This is a genomic window from Haladaptatus sp. DJG-WS-42, from assembly GCF_037198285.1.
In the GTDB taxonomy this organism is placed as follows: domain Archaea; phylum Halobacteriota; class Halobacteria; order Halobacteriales; family Halococcaceae; genus QDMS2.
Genome location: NZ_CP147243.1, coordinates 481375 through 498270, shown reverse-complemented (window position 1 = coordinate 498270; position 16896 = coordinate 481375). Strand labels below are relative to the sequence as shown.

The following is a 16896-nucleotide window of genomic DNA, read 5'->3' as shown; positions in this document are numbered from 1 at the left end:
GGTATGATAGACGAGACGGTCGAGGAGATTCTCGATATGCAGACGCACAGCTCCTCGGTAGTCGCCGTGAAGGCCGCAGCAGCCCTCGCTGACCTCACAGAGCGAGAGTTCGTGACCGTAGAGGAGTACATTCGCGACTTAGAGCGAAACAGTAGCGCATTGCGCCGGGCAAACCCCTCACACGCCTCGCTGTACAACACCCAGCGCCAGATTGTCGACCTCGTGACTGCGGGCGACGCGGAGTCAGTAGAGGAAGCGAAAAAGCTCACGCTCGCCGCTATCGACGAGGTCGTAAGCCAAGTCGAGAAGGCAAAAGACCGGGCCGCAGCCAACGCTTCTTCGCACCTCGAAGATGGGATGACGATTCTCACCCACGACTACTCGTCGACCGTCCTCGAAGCCGTAGAACAGGCGGCAAAAGAGGGCAAACACCTCACTGTTTACGTCACCGAGGCCCGCCCACGCTATCTCGGTCGTAAGACGGCGCGCGTCCTGTCGGGTATCGACCGGGTCGAAACACACCTTATCGTTGACAGCGCCTGTGGCCACTTCCTCCCTGAGTGTGACGCCGTGTTCTTCGGGATGGACTGCATTGTCGGCGACCTGTTTTACAACCGCGTCGGGACGTTCCCCATCTCCGCAACCGCAGCAGACGTCGGCGTTCCAGTGGTCGTCGTCGGGTCACGAGCGAAAATCATCGAAGACGGCTTCGTGTTCGAAAACGAAATTCGCTCCGGCAGTGAGGTCATGCTCGAACCCGCAGAAGGGTTCAAACTCGAAAATCCGGCCTACGACGCGACGCCAATCCGCCTCATCGAGTCAGTCATCACCGACCACGGCACCCAACAGTTCTAATCGAGTAACGCCCGTCTGAGGTCGGCTGGCGACGGTACTATCTCGTCGGCTTTCGTGAGGTCTTGTCCGCTACCTTCGTTTTGATAGCCAATACAGTACATCCCAGCGGTCACGGCGGCTTCGACACCGTGGGTCGAATCTTCGACCACGACGCAGTCTTCTGGTGATACGTCGAGCAACGCTGCTGCGTGGTGGAAAATGTCTGGGGCGGGCTTGCTCGCCGCGTCGATATCTTGGGCGCTCACGACGCGGTCGAAGGCGTCACCTAAATCGAACTCGTCGAGTACCAGCTCAATCCAGTTGCGCTGTGAGGAGGAGACGAGCGCGATTTTGATGCCCTGTTCGCGGAGCGCGGCGACGAGGTCGTGAAACCCGTCCATGAGCGCGGCGTCTTCGCGGTAGACGCGCGTCGCCGTCTCGTCGTAGCAGTCGAGAAAAGCTGCCTTCGAAAGCTTCGTCTCGTAGTTTGCGTCGAGATGGTCGTAGAGGTCTTCGACGTTCATCCCCGTGATGTCTTCCGGCTCAATGTCACCAGAGACCGCCTGTGGGAAGATGCGGTCGTGTTCGTAGCCTGACCAATACTTCTGTGAATCGACAATTACGCCGTCCATATCGAACAGCACAGCACGAAATGGGTGCACAGGTCACGCCTCACGACTCAGGCAGAAATAGCTACTGGGCGGGGATGTGTGGCGGTTACTCACCGCTTACCGCGACGAAGGCAGTTGCTTACTATGGGCGTTCACACAGACTGTCTAGTATGCCGATGTTTTCGCCACAGCCAATTACGCTGGTCGCCGTGGCAGGCGGGTTCGCCGCAACACTCGTCATGACGGTTTCTTTTTTAAACTATCGCGGTGAGTTGCCGTTTCCAACGACAGAACTCTGGAATCGCCTCACCGGCGGTCGCTTGCTGTTCGGGTCGCAGTACGCCGGGCCAATCATCCTCTTGTTTCTGATTGGCACCACACTCGCCGCTGGCTTTCCGTGGGTGCTCTGGAATGTCATCCGCTTTCACAACCCGGCGTACTACAACACCTTCCCCGAAGCAATGCTTACGGGCATCGTCTTTGGAATGGTGTTCTACGGCATCTCAGTGATCGCCGTTGCCGTTGGCCTGATACACGTCGAACTCACCGAAGGGCAGGCGCTTCGATACTTCCTCGTCCACGTCCTGTTCGGGCTCGTCTACGGCCTCTGGATGGGGCTTGCCACCAACCTCTGGTACCCGATTTTCTTCTAGGCTACATGTACATCCGGTCTTCGGGCTTGGCCTGCTGTTCGACCTGTTCTAAGCGGTTTGCGAGGTCTGCGTAGTGTTGCTGGACGGCCTTTGCGAACGATTCGAGCGGTTCGGTATCGACGGTGAGGTCGTACACCTGACTCACGGTATCCAAGAGGCGAAGTGCTGCTTCCACATCGGGTGCTTGCCCGTGGACGGGCGTGGTGAAAACACACGCCGCGAGCGAGGAATCCATCCCACGTTCGATGATGCTCCCGTTTACGCCGTCGAGATAGCCGTTTACCATCGGTGTGACCGCATCGTCAGTGAGCCGTCGCTCCCGGTAGTCATCGGTTGCGATGTAGAAGGTGCGGTGGTCGTCGGGGCCGTGGGGAATCGGAACGCCAGAGAGCAGGGCGATTTCGCTTACGCCGTTTTCGTCTGCCCACTGGAGAATCGACTGGGCGAACGAGTCTGCCGCCCAGACGGGGACGAACAGCTCGCCGACGAGGAACGTCACGTCGAGGTCGTCTCGGGTGAACAGCCGCGTGTGGTGGCGGGGCCGCCCTTCGTTAAACGGCGTAATTGAGGGGAGCTGGTCAGTCGTGATGTAGCCAGTTTGGCGCAGGTCCAAGTGCTCGACGAGGTAATCTACGGCCGTCAGCCCCGCGAGGCCGGGCTGTGAAAAGCCAGCGATGAGCGTCGACGCTGGCTGCTCGTCTTGGGTAACGTTGAACATGCGCTCTAAGGCAGGTGGCATGCGGTAGTCCATGGTGAACACTCACGCGCTAGTCGCTTAGGCGTTACCGCGAGTCGTGCGCAACCCTTTTTTCGCCTGCCAGTATCGGAATGAACATGACGAGACTGGGATGGCTTTTCCTCCAAAGTAATGAGACGGCCACACCGCCGTGGGTAACGTCGGTCGTAGATGGGGTCACCAGATTCATCCCACCCATCGTTTTCAGAGTCATCGCCGCGATTTTCGTACTCGTCGTCGCCTACGTGATTTCGCGCACCTTGTTGCAACTACTCAGCCGTCGGGTCGCCCGCCGATTCCGTCGCCCAAGCATCACCCGAACCATCCTTCGGTCGGTGCAGACGGCCATCATGGTGGCTGCTGGGCTGCTCGCCATCTACATTCTTGGCCTTCAGGTATCAGATCTCACCCTCTCGGTCACGGTGTTCTCCGCCGCGGTTGGTTTCATCCTCGCGCCCATCATCGGGAGCATCGTAAACGGGCTGTTCGTCCTTACAGACCAAGCCTACGAGATTGGCGACATGATAGAAATCGTCGACCGCGGGCAGACGGGCTTCGTCGAAGACATCACCCTTCGTTACACGAAGGTGTTCACGCTCGACAACACCTTTCTCGTCATTCCGAACGGGAAGATTCGCGACCGCGACGTCATCAATTACTCCGCAGAGGACGAGCGGACGCGGCTCTCCCTCGATATGACTGTCACCTACGAGGGCGACGTGAAACAGGCGCGGCAAATCATGGAGCAAGCGGCCGCTGATGTCGATGAAGTCATCGAAGGCGGTCCAGATATTCGCATCGGGAGTGCGCGGTATCCGGCGAAGCCAACGTGTTACATCGAAACCTTCGCGGACCACGGAATTAACCTTCGGCTCCGCTACTGGGTGAAACAGCCGTACAAACTGCTCACCGCTCGGTCGAAGGTGCAGGAGAACGTCTGGGCACGGCTCGAAGACGCCGACGTGAAAATTCCATACCCCCACTCGCACATGGTGTTCGACGAGACGAGTGGCGAACTCAACGTCTCGACGCAAGACCGGCTCAAGCAGTAGACGCGGTAATCACTTTACAATCCAGCTTTTCGTTGAGGAAGTGTTCGATGTCCGGGTCGTCGATGAGCGTCCGAACCATGCGCCGCCAGCGGCTCACCTGTTTGCGACCGATAACGACCACGTCTGCGCCCTCTGCGGCCACTTCATCGAGGATAGTCTCTTCGATAAGGAATCCGTCGCGGGTGACGTAGCGGGCGCGAGGGAGGCGGCCGAACTCGCGTTCGACGGTGGCTTTCAAGTCCGCCCGCGAGACGTGGCGACTCGCCTGATAGAGATTGACGTGCAACACGGTGAGGTCTGCATCTAGCTCGTCTGCCACCTGAATCGCCTTCTCGACGGTGGCGTGAGAGTGCTCAGTCAGCGGATACCGGACAGGAACGATGACGAGCGTCATTATCGGTGAGACACACGCAAGGGGCCTCAACCTTTTGCTTATACGCCAGTTCTGCTGATTCTTCCCTCGACCGTGGGCGCGACGCCTTCTGTGCGGGCGAAGTCTGCGAGCACCTCGTACTGGGTGTCGAGGCGAGCGACCTGCAACTCAGCAGAGAGCGCGGGAAACTCGTGGGAGGCGTGGAGCAGGTACTCGGTCGTTGCGAGGGTGTACGTCTCCGTCGGGTCGATTTGCTCGCCGCTGACTGTTGCGGACGCCAACTCGCCTGCTGCGTGGTCGTAGGTGAGCTGTGCGCCGCTCACGTGGCCGTGCCACCAGTGTGGTTCGCCAAAGTCCACGTTGCCGCCGTTTGCCTGCTCGAAGACGGCGTTCAATTCGTCGCCGGTGAGTTCCACGACCGCAACGGCTTCATCGAACGGGACGAGGCTGATGAGGTCGCGCACCGTCACGTCGCCCGCAATCGCTGGCCCAGAGCGAATCCCACCGGAGTTTTGGAGGCCAACGTCCGCGTCTCCGGCCCAGCGATAGGCGTCTGCGACGAAGTTTCCGACGCGACTCTCGCCGCGAAAGGCGGTTCGCTCTGAGCGTTCGAGTGGGTCGTCTACGTGCCCAACAACCTCGTGAACGCCCGCATCAGCCAGCAAGTCGCGCAGGGAATCGGTCACCACGCCGTCTTTGGGGCCGTCTGCAACCTCGTGGCGGGTCACGGCTTTCTCGCCAAGTTCGACTTCAAGAAGTACCTCGCCGTTGACGCCGGGGCGCGTGAGCAGCGTCCCGTCGATGCGTTCGATTCGCTCGGTGTGGATGTGGCCGCCAAGAATCACATCTACGTCCACGGAGACGGCGAGTTCCTCGTCGCGGCCGCCGAGATGCGAGAGCGCGACGATGTGGTCTACGCCTTTTGCTTCGAGCGCGGACACGGCGTTCTCGGCGGCTTCGATGGGGTCTGAAAAGGTGAGCGAGGCGGCCCGCGGCGTGAGCGACGGCGTCGCGGGGTCTGTCACGCCGAACAGGCCAATGCGCGTGTCACCAACCGTGACGACGGTGTGCGGAACCACGCCCACGTCTGCGCCGAACAGGTCGTCGCCGTCCCACGTGTTGGCGTTCACCCACGTCTGGGGCGAGGCGCGAACCACGTCTCGGGTGGCGTCGGGGCCGTAGTCGAAGTCGTGGTTGCCGAAGGTCTCTGCGTCCGGTTCGATTGCGCGAAACAGGGGGAGTGCCTGTCTCCCTTCCGTAACGAGCGAGAGCACGCCCGGTGCGGTGTTGTCACCGGTTCCGAGAACGAGCGTGTCCTCGTCTCTGCGTGCGTTGACGAGTCCGGCGAGTCGCCCCGCGCGTTCTGGGTCGTCGTAGATGTTCTCGATGTCGGAGTAGTGGAGGAGACGCACCGTCATTGACGGTGCATGTAGGCCGCCTGTGATAACGACTTCGGGATTGGGTACTTCTTTATCCGGGGCGAGCGAAACTACCATACATGGATGCGATAGCGACCGACAGTGGCGAGACGCTCTACGTAACCGAGACTGAGGCAGAGCGCGGGTCGAAAGGGCCGTTCCTCGTCGTCTACGAGACTGACGATGGCGAAAACCGCTGGGGCTTTTACTGCTCGCACTGCGACTCGCTCAACACGGCCATGGATTCGATGGGCCGCATCAAATGCAACGACTGCGGTAACATCCACAAAGCTGACGAGTGGGACGCGGCTCACGAATAGTTACACGGCGTCTCCTTCTTGCGATTTCCACGACGGGCCGAACAGTTAAGAGGCACGCCGTGTTACTCACTGTCGAATGGCGACTGTTACCATGCCACCAGTCGAGGAGGCGAGGTCGATTTTCACCAGCCTCGGATACACCGTGTCCGGGTCAGGTACCGAGTTCACAGCAGAGCGCAAGTGGCGGACAGTAAACGTCACAGCCACCGCGGGCGACGGGGCGCTCCCAACGACCGGCACATTGCGCTGTTTCGTGACGTGGGAACGAACGGCGTCGTCGCTTCGCCGCCGCCTGCTTTCGGAAAAACCCGACTATGACTGGGCGATTATCAGCGTGGCCGACGACGACTATGAGGTCATCCACCCCGTCGTTGGCCCCGCACCGCTCGCCTAAAGCGCCGAATTCGCGGCGGCGAGTCCAGCGGGGACGTCAACGTCCACATCTGCGTCTTCGAGGACGCTGCCGAGCGCCCCGAGGAGCGCAATCACGTTTTTCGGTCGAGCCGAGTGACCCATACAACCGATGCGGAAGATTTCGCCCGCGAGGTCGCCAAGCCCGCCCGCAATCTCGATGTCGTAGTCTGCGAGCAACCGCGAGATGACTGTGCCCGCTTCGACGCCGCCGGGGACGCGTACCGCGTTCAGGCTCGGAAGCCAGTACTCATCTGGGGCGTTCATTTCGAGGCCCATCGCTTCGATGCCTGTTTTCAGCCCGCCTGCGACATGCCGATGGCGTTCCCAGCGATTTTCGATGCCCTCCTCTGCGACGAGTCGGAGCGCCTCGCGCAGGCCGTAGACGTTCGTGATGGGCGCGGTGTGATGGTACGCGCGGTCGTTGCCCCAGTAGCCCTGCAAGAGCGAAAGGTCGAGATACCACGAGCGGGGGTCTTCCTCACGGGAGAGCACCTTGTCCATCGCGCGGTCGTTGAGCGTGAGCGGGCTCGCCCCCGGCGGACACGAGAGGCACTTCTGTGGCCCGGAGTAGGCCACGTCCACGCCCCACTCATCGACGCGCAGTTCGACGCCACCGAGGCTCGTGACGGTGTCGGCGATGACGAGCGCATCGTGGCTGTGGGCGATGTCCGTGAGTTGTGAGACTTCCGGCTGGAGGACGCCCGTGCTCGTCTCCGCGTGGACGAACCCGAATACGTCTGGTTGGTGTTCTGCAAAGGCGGTTTCTACGTCTGCGGAGTTGAGCGGTTCGCCCCACGGCGCATCGACTTCGACGACAGAGCCGCCTGCTCTGCGAACCATGGAAGCCATCCGGCTGCCGAAGTAGCCGTTGGTCGGGACGAGCACGGTGTCGCCGGGTTCGGTGACGTTGCCGATTGCGGCTTCCATCGCCGCAGAGCCGGTTCCACTCACCGGAATCGTCCACTGGTTGTCAGTGCGGAAGGTGTAGCGAAGCAAGTCCTGCACCTCGTCCATGATTTCGATGAAATAGGGGTCTAAGTGGCCAACGAGTGGCGTGCTCATCGCCTTCAGGACGCGGGGGTGGACGTCGCTCGGGCCGGGACCCATGAGCGTTCGTTCAGGGGGCAGAAGTTCTGTGACGTCTGGTCGGTTCATAGGAGTGCGTTCACAGGGCACACAAAAAAGGATGTCCAAGACGGCAGTCGCCCCCGGAAGTTAATGACCGGGCGACCGTGGTAGCACCAAATGATTCTCCTGCAATCGGGACTGTCACTGGTGCAGACAGCCCTCGACCAGTTCGTCGCCGACCTGACGACCGCGCTGCCAAACCTCATCAGCGGCCTCGTGTTTCTCGTCATCGCGGGGGTGTTCGTCCAGCTGCTCATGTTCGTGGTCAAAGCCGTGTTGAAACGCACCATCGTCGGTGACTCGCCGGTCTACCGCCAGTTCATCGCCACCGTTGTCGCCGTGTTTTTGTGGTTCGGCGTCGCGCTGTCGTTTCTCTCCATCGTGGGTCTCACGGTCATCGCCTCGTCGCTCGGCACGGCCACGGGATTCCTCGCCCTCGGCGTCTCGTATGCCCTCTCGGGGATGATAAAAGACGCCGTCGCGGGTGTCTACCTGCTTCGTGACCCAGATTTCATGCCAGGTGACAGGGTGAAAGCCGGTGACATAGAAGGCGTCGTCAAATCCATCGAACTCAGGAAAACGCGCCTTGCGGTCGATGGAAACACCGTCGTTCGCGCGAACGGCGACATCGAGCAGAAGTGGACGAAGCTAGACGACGAGACGTAACCCCCGAGAAGCTTATATCGCTTCTCGTCGCAGTTTGTCACAATGTTCATCGGTCATGCGATGGTCGCGTTCGCCATCGCGGCCGCCCTCGCCACGCGATATGGGTGCTCCCGAGAGCGCGCGCTGGCGCTCAGTATCGCGGCCGGGGCGTTCGCCACCGTCCCCGACGTGGATATGAGCTACGCCGTGTTCGGTCTGCTCCAGTCGAGTGCAACTGGCGTGCTCGACGCCACCGAAGCGTTCTGGGCGACCAGCACGCTCGTCCACCGCGTGGTCACCCATTCGCTGCTCGTCGGCGTCATCGCGGCCGTCGGCGTTTTCCTGTTGGGGCGCGCCGACGCCGGAGCATGGTGGGCAGTTCTCGCCGCAGGCGCCGTGTTCACCGGACTCATCGCTGCCGCCTTCACTCAGAGCGGACTGCTCGGGGCGGCCGTGATGCTCGCGTTCGTCGTCGCCGCCATCGCTGTCACGCTTGGCATGCGACGGTGGGCATCGCTCTCTCCGCGCGCGCTCTGTGCGACGGCGCTCGTTGGCTTCTTGAGCCATCCTTTCGGCGACCTGTTCACCGGGAGCGCGCCGCGCTTGCTCTATCCGCTTGATGTGACGGTGTTGGCGGGGCGCGTGACACTCCATCCCGACCCGACGATGCACCTCCTTGGAGCGTTCCTCATCGAACTCGCAACCATCTGGCTCGCGCTGTTCGTGTATCTCTCGCTCGACGGTCGGTCGCTCAATTCGTATTTGAACCGTCGGGCAACCCTCGGCGGTGGCTATGCGGCTGCGGCCGTGCTGTTGCCCGCGCCAACGCTCGATACGTCCTACCACTTCGTGTTCAGCGTCCTTGCCCTCGGTGCGGTCGGCGTCCGTCCACGGCGGCCAACGAACTGGGCGCTCACCGAAGCCCACGTTCTCGACGCGACGGTGACTGGCCTTGCGGCGATTACCCTCGCTGTGGTCGGCTACGGCGTCGCCTATTTGGCAATTTAAGGGAAGGTTACTAACGCCTGCGCTGTCTACAGATTCCCATGGCTCGGACGGGTAAACTCGGAAGTGTCGTTGAGGATGCAAGTCTCAACGCCCTGCTTTCGTGGTTGTTAGTCGGCTTTGTGCTCGTCGTCGTCGGCGAAAGTCTGCTTGGCGGCGACCTTCTGTGGGCGTTGTTTGCGACCGGTGTGGTGGCGCTCGCGCTCGTTCCGGCACTTGCGTACCGCAATCCTCGGGCGATGTTGCCGTGGGAAGTTCTCGTGCTCGCGGTCTTACCGATGTTTGGCCGGGCGTTTGCGACGCTTCCGGTGACTGGCCAACTCGCAACGTACCTCTCAGTGGCCGCACTCGCGCTCATCGTCGCCGTTGAACTCCACGTGTTCACGCCCGTCGAAATGACCCACGGCTTTGCGATCCTGTTCGTTATCATCGCAACCATGGCCGCGGCGGGCGTGTGGGCGGTCACTCGCTGGGTTGCTGACCTGTATCTCAGCACCGGCTTTCTCGTGAGCGAAGAAGCGCTCATGTGGGAGTTCGTCTGGTCGACGGCCGCAGGCGTCCTCGCGGGCGTTGTGTTCGACCTCTACTTCCGTCGTCGCGCTCCAATCGAGGTTCACAAACCAGACGACGCAGGCGGGGTACGGTGATGAATCTGCGAAAACGCCTCGGTATCTCAGCACACCGCCAGCGCCAGCTCACCCACGTCATGCAGGTGCTCCTCGTCGGGATGTTCTTCATCGGAATCGAACGGCGAAACGGCGGCATCATGGTGAACACCGCCGTGGCCCTGCTCGTCGTGCAACTGCCGCCGCTCCTCGAACGCGACTACAACATCCCGATGGACGCCGGACTCACACTCTGGATTACAGCCGCTGTCTTCCTCCACGCACTTGGCACGGTCGGGATTCCCGGCAGCGAAATCGGGAGTTTCTATCGGAGCGTTTGGTGGTGGGACCACCTTACCCACGCGCTTTCGTCCTCAATCGTCGCCGCCGTTGGCTACGCCACCGCACGGGCGATAGACGAACACTCAGACAGCATCTCGCTCCCGCCGAAGTTCATGTTCGTCTACATCCTGCTGTTCGTGCTCGCCTTTGGCGTCTTCTGGGAAGTCATCGAGTTCACCTTAGACCAGACGGCGCGCCTGCTCGGCATCCCCGGCGTCCTCACCCAGTACGGCTTAGAGGACACGATGTTAGACCTCATCTTCGATACGATTGGCGCGGTCGTCGTCGCCGTCTGGGGAACCGCCCACCTCACGGGCGTCGTTGACGCCGTTCGCATGCGTCTCGATTTGCGGACGTCCGAGTGAAATACACGGAATTGCCGAAACGTCGTCAATTATCTGGTTTCTGAGACTGTCCGCATTCCTGTATTTTATCGAGCATTTGGCCGAAATCAGCGTTTGCTGAGTGTGGTTATATCAATTTTCGCATAGGACTAAATACGCGAACGTCGTCTCTCTCGTACGGACAGTATCTCGCGCATGGTCGAACTCAGTATCATCATTCCAACGTTGCTTTCGCCTGAAGACGTGCCGTGCGTGCAGGCGCTTTCACGCCAAGCGTTCACGGATTACGAGGTCGTCGTCCGGGGAGATAAGGGCGCATCGCGGGCGAGAAACGAGGCTATCAAGCGAGCGAAGGCGGACAAACTCGTCTTTCTGGACGATGACTCGATTCCCCGCCCGGGTTATTTAGCGGCAGTGAGTGCCGCACTCGACCGCCACCCCGTCGTCGCCGGTCGGGTGTTCCAGCCAGCCGACGCCCCAATCACCCACAAGCGCCTGCCATGGTACGACCAAGGTGACGAGGAGAAGCCGACCGACCTCATCGTGGGTTGTAACATGGCCATGCGTCGAGAAGTCATCGACGCCGTTGGCGGGTTCAACGAAATCTTCCACCACGGCCACGAGGAGACCGAACTTGGCAGGAGAATCAGCGAGCAGTTCCAAATCTACTACGTCCCGGAGATGATGGTCGAACACTACTTTGCCACCTCTGTGCGCCAGTACTGGGAGAAATCGTATCGTCACGGCAAAGCCGACGCTGACTGGTGGGAACTTGACTCCGTACCGCTTTCGACCCGACTCAGGGGTTGTCTCCCGTTCGACGTCCTTCGACTGAGTTGGGTCGAGACGGTCGCCATGCTAGTGGTGAAAGCCGGGCGGATTCGCCGCCTGAGCCAGCAGCTCGTTGGGCGCGTTCGCTCACGCGGGATTCGACCGCGACAGTCCCGGGGGAGCTAAGTTAACACTGCCCATACATTTAACCCGCTTGCGGGGCTTTGTACGCGGTGGGATGGTTTTCAAGAAAATTACCCTCATCGGCAGCAGTACAGAGAGTTTCGATAAGGCAGTAGACGACGCTGTAGACCGCGCGGAGGCGACGCTCAACAACGTCCAGTGGATTGAAGTCGAAGAACTTGGCGTCGAAATCGCATCAGTCGAGGGACGGCAGTATCAGGCGACGGTCGAAGTGGCGTTCCGGCTCGAAGAGTAATCAGGTACGGAAGCTTTCGCCACACCCACACTCACTCACCACGTTCGGATTTTCGACGTGGAAGCCCGCCCCTTGCAGGCCGTCTTCGAAGTCCAAGACGCTTCCCTGAATGTAGTTCATACTCGCCGGGTCGACGAAAATCCGAAGCCCGTGGTGGGTGAACACACGGTCATCTTCTTCGGCGTCGTTGTCAAAGCGCATCCCGTAGGAGAGGCCAGCACAGCCGCCTTGCTGGACGTACAATCGCAGTCCTGCCTCGTCGGTTTCGAGACCTTCGCCTTCGATGAGCGAGAGCGCTTTTTCTGCCGCCTGCTCGGTCACCTCGATGAACGTCTCAGCACCGTGTTCGGCCGTACCTGTGCTCATGACAGTAGATTCTTGTTCCAGGGTGTTAACGCTGACGCCGGATCAGGCCGCTACTTCGCTCGGCGACGCCGATTCGAGGTGGCGTTTTAAAATTGCGAGTTCCTTCCCGAGTTGGCGTGCCATCATCCGGCGCATCACCGGCCGAAACACGGTGAACATCGCCTTCGTGAACCGACCGTCTGCACCCGCCTCGATGGTGTTCGTCACGCGCGTCCCTGACGGCGTCGCAGTGAGCAGGAGTTCACCTTCGAACGGGAACGGCCCCGTCCCGACCATCGCAAAGCGGTTTGGCGGCTCTGCGGTGGTAATCTCGTAGGTCATCTCCGTCGTTCTGCCGCCGTAGGTGTAGTCGCTCGTGTACGTCGCGCCCTCTTCGTCGGGCTCGCCGGAAACGTGCTGGACGTTGCTCACGCCATCCACCCAGTTCGCCATGTTCTCAACGGACGAGATGTAGGCGTACACGTCCTGAACCGGCTGGGCGATGTCGATAGATGCAGATGATTGCATTGGTGTTTCTCCGCAAATATAGACGCTTGCTGAGGGTAATTCGATTGTGTACGGGGTGTAAGTGAACGGAAAACACTTACCCGTTCTAGTTAGAATAGTATCATGAACCGCCGCCACCTGCTCGCCACCGTCGCCGGGGCGAGCGCCCTCCCGCTGGCCGGCTGTCTCGGGTCGAACGACCTCGACTGGAAGCGGTTGCCGAACGAGGACGGAGCCGCGCTCACCTTTTTCGATAACGGCGAGCGCACCGCCACGGTGTCAGCAACCGAACGCCACTTTGACCCAGAAAACGGGCGCTTTGGGCTATGGCTCAACATCTGGCACCGCGAGGGTACGCACCTCGATTCCTTCCGCTACGAGATATTGGCTCCGTCTACCCCAAATGGCCCGCGCGTCGTCGTCTCGCTCGACCGCCCCGAGGCGAGTCCCTGGCCCGAAATGACGTTCGGGCGCGGTGCACAGGCGGAACGAACCATCATCGACGTACCCGAGGTCGGCCCAGTCGGACGTGGCTCGCTCGGCATCGAGCTTCGGTTGCAGGCAGACCGGATGCCAGAAGCGCTCCCCGTCCGTATCCGGACGCAGTTCTCGCTCTCCCATGAAAATCGGCTGTTCAAAACCTCCACCGGCGAGGGGTTTCTCGAACTCGAACTCCCGCGCAACCCGAACGCTCAGTCCTGAAGTCGCGTCCGGACGCTCTCTGCGTGCGCTTCGAGGCCTTCTGCCTCTGCGAGCGTCGTGATGGTCTGTGAGAGGTCTGAGAGTGCCGCAGACGTGAGGCGCTGAACAGTCGTCGAGCGCATGAATGTGTCCACTGAGAGGCCGCCCGTGACCTTCGCCTGCCCGTTGGTCGGCAGGACGTGGTTCGTCCCCGAGGCGTAGTCGCCAGCAGCCACGGGCGTGTACGGCCCGAGGAAGACGCTTCCGGCGCTCGCAATCCGGTTGAGAATCGACTCGTCGTCGTCGGCCTGAATCGAAAGGTGCTCTGCGGCGTACTCCTCTGCGAACAGGATGGCTTCTGACATCGAGCGGGCGACGAAGAGGCCGCTCGCGTCGTTTTCGAGCGCTTCGTGGATGATGTCCTCGCGTTCGCGCTCGCTCGCCTGTTTTTCGAGTTCTTCTGCTACGTTTGCGGCGAGTTCCTCGCTGTCGGTGACCGTCACGACCGCGGCGTTCGGGTCGTGTTCTGCTTGGGCGAGCATGTCTGCGGCGACGAATCGCGGATTCGCCGTTTCGTCTGCGACGACGAGCAATTCGCTCGGCCCCGCGAGCATGTCGATTTCCACGTCACCGCGCACCTCGGCTTTCGCCGCCGTGACCCACTTGTTGCCCGGCCCGGCGATTTTCTCAACGCGAGGGAGGGTTTCCGTCCCGTAGGCGAACGCGGCGATGGCCTGTGCGCCGCCAACTTGATAGACCGCATCCGCCCCAGCGATGTGGATGGCAGCGAGCGTCACCGGGTTTACCTTCTTCGCCGGAGGCGTGGCGACGGCGACTTGGTCGACGCCCGCGACCCGTGCGGGGATGACGCCCATCAGCGCGCTCGACGGGTAGGCCGCCGCGCCCCCGGGGACGTAGACGCCGACGCGTTCGAGCGGACGGAAGCGACGGCCGAGTTCGCGGCCGTCGTCGCTCACGCGCCAGTCTTCTGGCAGTTGGCGTTCGTGGAATGCACGGATGTTCGCCGCTGCCGTCTCGATAGCGTCGCGGATGTCGTCGTCAATCGCTTCTGCGGCGCGTTCTGCTTGGTCGGTGATGTCGAGGTTGCCAACGTCTACGCCATCAAACTCTTTTGAGAACTGGCGCAGGGCAACGTCGCCCTCGTCGCGGACGCGAGAGACGATGTCTGCAACGTCGCTTCGAATCTCGTCGATGCCCGCATCGCGCGCGAACAGGGCGCGACGCGCGTCCGGGCCGAGGTCGGCGACGGGTGTAGGGTCCATGCCCGAGGCTTCGGGCGAGACGGGAAAAACGGTTTCCACTCAGGCTTGCTGGTAGGCCCACCACGAGATGGCGAGCAGGATGATGAACGACCCGCCGAGGAAGAAGGCGAGCGCGGGGTCTAAGAAGGGTCCAGTTTGGGCGGCGGCCGTGGCGGTGGTTCTCGCGGCTTCTTCTGCCGCCATCGCGCCGTCTGTGGCGGCATCGGCTCCCGCCGTCTCCGCGCCACCTGACTGGACGAACCAGTTTGCGAGGGCGTATTGGAGGCCGAGAGTCGCCCCAGCGAGCAACACGATTGCGCCGACGAGTCGGGTAAGCACGCCCCGCAGCAGTGACTGTTGGCGTTCGTCGCCCGCGAACAGCACGACCGACTCGTTGGTCGGCGCAAAGACGGTCATCTCCTTGCCCTTCTCAGAGTAGCCGGTGCCCGCGGGTGTGATGAGCCCGGCGTTCTGGAGTTTGTCGAGGTGGTAGTGGACGTTCTGGAGCGACGTGCCCACTTCCTCGCGGATTTCTGTGGGTGTGCGGGCATCGTCGTAGAGGACGGCGAGAATTCGGCGGGCGGTGCGCGAAGCGAGCGCCTCGAACACCTCGTCTGCCGCCTCGCTGTCTACGTCCACCAATCGCGGGTCACCCGGGGAAATTTCCGGGTCCGCCCGCAGTGGGAGCAAGCGGGCCATTACCACACTGTACGCCACCCCAGCAAAAGGCCCTTCGCATAGCTCAAATGGGTCTTTGAGTGTTCCAACGACGATTTGAGGCTTCACTCCTCGCGGATTTTGGCGATGCCGAGTGCAGAAAGGACGCCGCGCACGAGGAGGTAAAGGACGAGTAAAAAGGCCGCAAACGTCGTCGGCGCGGCGAGCACGCGCGCCGTTCTGAACGGGAGGACGAGCCGCGAGAAGCCGAGAATGATGAAGCTCACCAGAATCAAGCCAAAGGCGAGCGCCGCGAGTGTGACGAAGCGCTGTTGGTTCATCGAGTGGGTGTGAGAAGACGGGCAAGTGAGGATAACGTTTCGCTCCGGGGTTGGGTCGAAACAAGCCACGGCTCAGCTGCACGCACGCTGCTACAAGAATTTAGGTTGGCCTAAAAATCGACACAGTTATGTTGGTTTAGGTGGGCCTAAAACCATGACGGGCACTGAGGAATCACGAGATGCACCGACGCGGAGAAACTTCATCACCTACGGCGGCGCGCTGCTCGGCGCTGGTCTGCTCGCGGGTTGTACGGGTGACACGCCAGCAGAGACCACGACATCGGCGGCGAGTGACACGGCCACCGCCGGGCAGACGACCGAAACCGAGTCGAGCAGCTACACCGCCTCGATGGAGCCAGTCGGTGAACTCACGTTCGAGTCGGTTCCAGAGAAATGGGTCGCCTACGACGGCGGCTACGCGGACATGGGCGTCGCCCTCGGCAAAGGCGATGGGATGACGGGCATCGGCGGGTCGGGTCGCTACTACACGCAGGTGTACGACGAACTCCCCGGCGTGAGCGTAAACCGCGACATGCTCGAAGCGAACGACCTCGGCGAGGCGGGGATGTCGAAGGAGATCTTCTACGAACTCGATAACGACGTCCACGTGATGGACCCGCAAATGCTGATAAACTGGTTCGACTGGAGCGAGGAGGACGTGGCCGAAATCACGGAAAACGTCGGCCCCTTCTTCGGGAATCTCATTTTCCGCCGCGAGGACGACTGGCACGACTACCGCTACTACACGCTGTACGAAGCCTTCGAGAAAGTGGCCCAGCTGTTCGGCGAACAGGAACGCTACGAGGCGTTCGCGGAACTCCACAACGCGTTCATCGCCAATATCCAGACCAAACTGCCACCCGCAGACGACCGGCCGAACGTGTTGCTGGTGTACGAGGGAAGCAACGAACCCGAGGAGTTCTCACCCTACCGGTTGAACGACAAGGGCACGAGCAAGAAACAGTGGCGCGACCTCGGCGTGAGCGACGCGCTCTCAGGCACGGGTATCCAAGGCCTCAGCACGACCGACCGCGGGCGCATCGACTACGAGACGATGCTCGAAATCGACCCGGACGTCATCATGCTGCGCGCCCACGAGCGCAAGAGTGCGGCCGAGTTCCGCGACACGGTGCTCGCGTTCATGCAGGAGCACTCACTGGCACGCGAACTCACCGCCGTCCAAAACGAGCAGGTGTACCGCGGTGGCTACCTGTTCCAAGGACCGATTCATAACCTGTTCCTCACCGAACGCGGCGCACAACAACTTTACCCGGACGTGTTCGGCGAAGAAGACGGAGATACGAAACTGTTCGACCGCCAGCGCGTCGCAGACATCATCGCAGGCGAGTTCTGAACACAGTAGCCACTCACTGAATCGTTTCGAATGGAGACAGTGTCGCCCGAGACACTAAC

At 61.2% G+C, this 16896-nt stretch carries 23 protein-coding genes; 13 read left to right on the top strand and 10 right to left on the bottom strand.

Annotation, left to right across the window (positions count from 1 at the left end; genetic code table 11):
- The first annotated feature begins 3 nt into the window (after positions 1-3).
- Positions 4-855 carry a translation initiation factor eIF-2B gene (locus V5N47_RS02755; protein WP_338729319.1) on the top strand — a complete coding sequence of 284 codons (852 nt, stop codon included), beginning with the start codon at positions 4-6 and terminating at the stop codon, positions 853-855.
- Here the strand turns inward: V5N47_RS02755 and V5N47_RS02750 are convergent.
- Complete coding sequence (locus V5N47_RS02750; protein WP_338730335.1) at positions 852-1478, bottom strand: HAD-IA family hydrolase; 627 nt, start codon at positions 1476-1478, stop codon at positions 852-854. The genes V5N47_RS02755 and V5N47_RS02750 overlap by 4 nt on opposite strands.
- A gap of 137 nt (positions 1479-1615) precedes the next feature.
- On the opposite strand from V5N47_RS02750, the gene V5N47_RS02745 reads away from it, so the two are divergent.
- Positions 1616-2098 carry a hypothetical protein gene (locus V5N47_RS02745; protein ID WP_338729317.1) on the top strand — a complete coding sequence of 161 codons (483 nt, stop codon included), beginning with the start codon at positions 1616-1618 and terminating at the stop codon, positions 2096-2098.
- A 1-nt stretch (position 2099) separates the two neighbouring features.
- On the opposite strand, the gene V5N47_RS02740 is transcribed toward V5N47_RS02745, so the two are convergent.
- Positions 2100-2849 (bottom strand): PAC2 family protein, encoded by a 750-nt coding sequence (locus V5N47_RS02740; RefSeq protein ID WP_338729316.1) that lies wholly within the window; start codon positions 2847-2849, stop codon positions 2100-2102.
- 83 nt (positions 2850-2932) lie between these two features.
- Between V5N47_RS02740 and V5N47_RS02735 the strand changes: the two genes are divergently transcribed.
- A complete protein-coding gene (locus V5N47_RS02735; RefSeq protein WP_338729315.1) occupies positions 2933-3886 on the top strand; it encodes a mechanosensitive ion channel family protein in 954 nt (317 codons plus the stop codon).
- On the opposite strand, the gene V5N47_RS02730 is transcribed toward V5N47_RS02735, so the two are convergent.
- A complete protein-coding gene (locus V5N47_RS02730) occupies positions 3876-4280 on the bottom strand; it encodes a universal stress protein (protein ID WP_338729314.1) in 405 nt (134 codons plus the stop codon). The two genes, V5N47_RS02735 and V5N47_RS02730, sit on opposite strands and share 11 nt — an antisense overlap.
- 38 nt (positions 4281-4318) lie before the next feature.
- Positions 4319-5677: a bifunctional metallophosphatase/5'-nucleotidase gene (locus V5N47_RS02725; RefSeq protein ID WP_338729313.1), complete on the bottom strand. Its 1359-nt coding sequence runs from the start codon at positions 5675-5677 to the stop codon at positions 4319-4321.
- A gap of 80 nt (positions 5678-5757) precedes the next feature.
- Here V5N47_RS02725 and V5N47_RS02720 point away from each other — a divergent pair, with 80 nt between their 5' ends.
- Positions 5758-5997, top strand: a complete 240-nt coding sequence (locus V5N47_RS02720) for a DUF5816 domain-containing protein (protein WP_338729312.1) — start codon at positions 5758-5760, stop codon at positions 5995-5997.
- A 76-nt stretch (positions 5998-6073) separates the two neighbouring features.
- The gene (locus V5N47_RS02715) at positions 6074-6391 is read left to right on the top strand and encodes a hypothetical protein (protein WP_338729311.1); all 318 of its coding nucleotides are present in this window, start codon (positions 6074-6076) and stop codon (positions 6389-6391) included.
- On the opposite strand, the gene V5N47_RS02710 is transcribed toward V5N47_RS02715, so the two are convergent.
- Entirely contained in the window at positions 6388-7566 is a 1179-nt protein-coding gene (locus tag V5N47_RS02710; RefSeq protein WP_338729310.1) for an alanine--glyoxylate aminotransferase family protein, read from the bottom strand. The genes V5N47_RS02715 and V5N47_RS02710 overlap by 4 nt on opposite strands.
- A gap of 99 nt (positions 7567-7665) precedes the next feature.
- Here V5N47_RS02710 and V5N47_RS02705 point away from each other — a divergent pair, with 99 nt between their 5' ends.
- The 6 genes from V5N47_RS02705 (at position 7666) to V5N47_RS02680 (ending at position 11690) form a co-directional block, all read left to right on the top strand.
- Positions 7666-8205 carry a mechanosensitive ion channel domain-containing protein gene (locus V5N47_RS02705; protein WP_338730333.1) on the top strand — a complete coding sequence of 180 codons (540 nt, stop codon included), beginning with the start codon at positions 7666-7668 and terminating at the stop codon, positions 8203-8205.
- Between the two features lie 42 nt (positions 8206-8247).
- Positions 8248-9192, top strand: coding sequence for a metal-dependent hydrolase (locus V5N47_RS02700; protein ID WP_338729309.1), 945 nt, complete (start codon positions 8248-8250; stop codon positions 9190-9192).
- Between the two features lie 38 nt (positions 9193-9230).
- On the top strand, positions 9231-9836 hold the full coding sequence (locus tag V5N47_RS02695; RefSeq protein ID WP_338729308.1) for a hypothetical protein: 606 nt from the start codon (positions 9231-9233) through the stop codon (positions 9834-9836).
- Complete coding sequence (locus V5N47_RS02690) at positions 9836-10501, top strand: hypothetical protein (protein ID WP_338729307.1); 666 nt, start codon at positions 9836-9838, stop codon at positions 10499-10501. The genes V5N47_RS02695 and V5N47_RS02690 overlap by 1 nt, the downstream gene beginning before the upstream one ends.
- Before the next feature lie 174 nt (positions 10502-10675).
- Positions 10676-11437, top strand: coding sequence for a glycosyltransferase (locus V5N47_RS02685; protein ID WP_338729306.1), 762 nt, complete (start codon positions 10676-10678; stop codon positions 11435-11437).
- 52 nt (positions 11438-11489) lie between these two features.
- Entirely contained in the window at positions 11490-11690 is a 201-nt protein-coding gene (locus V5N47_RS02680; RefSeq protein ID WP_338729305.1) for a dodecin, read from the top strand.
- On the opposite strand, the gene V5N47_RS02675 is transcribed toward V5N47_RS02680, so the two are convergent.
- Together V5N47_RS02675 and V5N47_RS02670 are read right to left on the bottom strand one after the other, a co-directional pair.
- Positions 11691-12056 (bottom strand): iron-sulfur cluster assembly accessory protein, encoded by a 366-nt coding sequence (locus tag V5N47_RS02675; RefSeq protein ID WP_338729304.1) that lies wholly within the window; start codon positions 12054-12056, stop codon positions 11691-11693.
- A 42-nt stretch (positions 12057-12098) separates the two neighbouring features.
- Entirely contained in the window at positions 12099-12563 is a 465-nt protein-coding gene (locus tag V5N47_RS02670; protein ID WP_338729303.1) for an SRPBCC family protein, read from the bottom strand.
- A gap of 102 nt (positions 12564-12665) precedes the next feature.
- Here V5N47_RS02670 and V5N47_RS02665 point away from each other — a divergent pair, with 102 nt between their 5' ends.
- On the top strand, positions 12666-13244 hold the full coding sequence (locus V5N47_RS02665; protein WP_338729302.1) for a hypothetical protein: 579 nt from the start codon (positions 12666-12668) through the stop codon (positions 13242-13244).
- Here V5N47_RS02665 and hisD read toward each other — a convergent pair.
- From hisD to V5N47_RS02650, 3 genes are all read right to left on the bottom strand, one after another.
- The gene (gene hisD, locus V5N47_RS02660) at positions 13235-14506 is read right to left on the bottom strand and encodes a histidinol dehydrogenase (protein WP_338729301.1); all 1272 of its coding nucleotides are present in this window, start codon (positions 14504-14506) and stop codon (positions 13235-13237) included. The genes V5N47_RS02665 and hisD overlap by 10 nt on opposite strands.
- A gap of 39 nt (positions 14507-14545) precedes the next feature.
- Positions 14546-15184 carry a helix-turn-helix domain-containing protein gene (locus V5N47_RS02655; RefSeq protein WP_338729300.1) on the bottom strand — a complete coding sequence of 213 codons (639 nt, stop codon included), beginning with the start codon at positions 15182-15184 and terminating at the stop codon, positions 14546-14548.
- Positions 15185-15267: 83 nt separating this feature from the next.
- Positions 15268-15483 (bottom strand): hypothetical protein, encoded by a 216-nt coding sequence (locus V5N47_RS02650; RefSeq protein WP_338729299.1) that lies wholly within the window; start codon positions 15481-15483, stop codon positions 15268-15270.
- Positions 15484-15637: 154 nt separating this feature from the next.
- On the opposite strand from V5N47_RS02650, the gene V5N47_RS02645 reads away from it, so the two are divergent.
- Entirely contained in the window at positions 15638-16837 is a 1200-nt protein-coding gene (locus V5N47_RS02645; protein WP_338729298.1) for an ABC transporter substrate-binding protein, read from the top strand.
- The last annotated feature ends 59 nt before the right edge of the window (positions 16838-16896 follow it).

Excerpts from the sequence above, each read along its gene's own strand:
- V5N47_RS02755 (WP_338729319.1), top strand. The coding sequence starts at position 4 with ATGATAGACGAGACGGTCGAGGAGATTCTCGATATGCAGACGCACAGC.
- V5N47_RS02745 (WP_338729317.1), top strand. The coding sequence starts at position 1,616 with ATGCCGATGTTTTCGCCACAGCCAATTACGCTGGTCGCCGTGGCAGGC.
- V5N47_RS02740 (WP_338729316.1), bottom strand. The coding sequence starts at position 2,849 with ATGGACTACCGCATGCCACCTGCCTTAGAGCGCATGTTCAACGTTACC.
- V5N47_RS02735 (WP_338729315.1), top strand. The coding sequence starts at position 2,933 with ATGACGAGACTGGGATGGCTTTTCCTCCAAAGTAATGAGACGGCCACA.
- V5N47_RS02730 (WP_338729314.1), bottom strand. The coding sequence starts at position 4,280 with ATGACGCTCGTCATCGTTCCTGTCCGGTATCCGCTGACTGAGCACTCT.
- V5N47_RS02725 (WP_338729313.1), bottom strand. The coding sequence starts at position 5,677 with ATGACGGTGCGTCTCCTCCACTACTCCGACATCGAGAACATCTACGAC.
- V5N47_RS02720 (WP_338729312.1), top strand. The coding sequence starts at position 5,758 with ATGGATGCGATAGCGACCGACAGTGGCGAGACGCTCTACGTAACCGAG.
- V5N47_RS02715 (WP_338729311.1), top strand. The coding sequence starts at position 6,074 with ATGGCGACTGTTACCATGCCACCAGTCGAGGAGGCGAGGTCGATTTTC.
- V5N47_RS02710 (WP_338729310.1), bottom strand. The coding sequence starts at position 7,566 with ATGAACCGACCAGACGTCACAGAACTTCTGCCCCCTGAACGAACGCTC.
- V5N47_RS02700 (WP_338729309.1), top strand. The coding sequence starts at position 8,248 with ATGTTCATCGGTCATGCGATGGTCGCGTTCGCCATCGCGGCCGCCCTC.
- V5N47_RS02695 (WP_338729308.1), top strand. The coding sequence starts at position 9,231 with ATGGCTCGGACGGGTAAACTCGGAAGTGTCGTTGAGGATGCAAGTCTC.
- V5N47_RS02690 (WP_338729307.1), top strand. The coding sequence starts at position 9,836 with ATGAATCTGCGAAAACGCCTCGGTATCTCAGCACACCGCCAGCGCCAG.
- V5N47_RS02685 (WP_338729306.1), top strand. The coding sequence starts at position 10,676 with ATGGTCGAACTCAGTATCATCATTCCAACGTTGCTTTCGCCTGAAGAC.
- V5N47_RS02680 (WP_338729305.1), top strand. The coding sequence starts at position 11,490 with ATGGTTTTCAAGAAAATTACCCTCATCGGCAGCAGTACAGAGAGTTTC.
- V5N47_RS02675 (WP_338729304.1), bottom strand. The coding sequence starts at position 12,056 with ATGAGCACAGGTACGGCCGAACACGGTGCTGAGACGTTCATCGAGGTG.
- V5N47_RS02670 (WP_338729303.1), bottom strand. The coding sequence starts at position 12,563 with ATGCAATCATCTGCATCTATCGACATCGCCCAGCCGGTTCAGGACGTG.
- V5N47_RS02665 (WP_338729302.1), top strand. The coding sequence starts at position 12,666 with ATGAACCGCCGCCACCTGCTCGCCACCGTCGCCGGGGCGAGCGCCCTC.
- hisD (WP_338729301.1), bottom strand. The coding sequence starts at position 14,506 with ATGGACCCTACACCCGTCGCCGACCTCGGCCCGGACGCGCGTCGCGCC.
- V5N47_RS02655 (WP_338729300.1), bottom strand. The coding sequence starts at position 15,184 with ATGGCCCGCTTGCTCCCACTGCGGGCGGACCCGGAAATTTCCCCGGGT.
- V5N47_RS02650 (WP_338729299.1), bottom strand. The coding sequence starts at position 15,483 with ATGAACCAACAGCGCTTCGTCACACTCGCGGCGCTCGCCTTTGGCTTG.
- V5N47_RS02645 (WP_338729298.1), top strand. The coding sequence starts at position 15,638 with ATGACGGGCACTGAGGAATCACGAGATGCACCGACGCGGAGAAACTTC.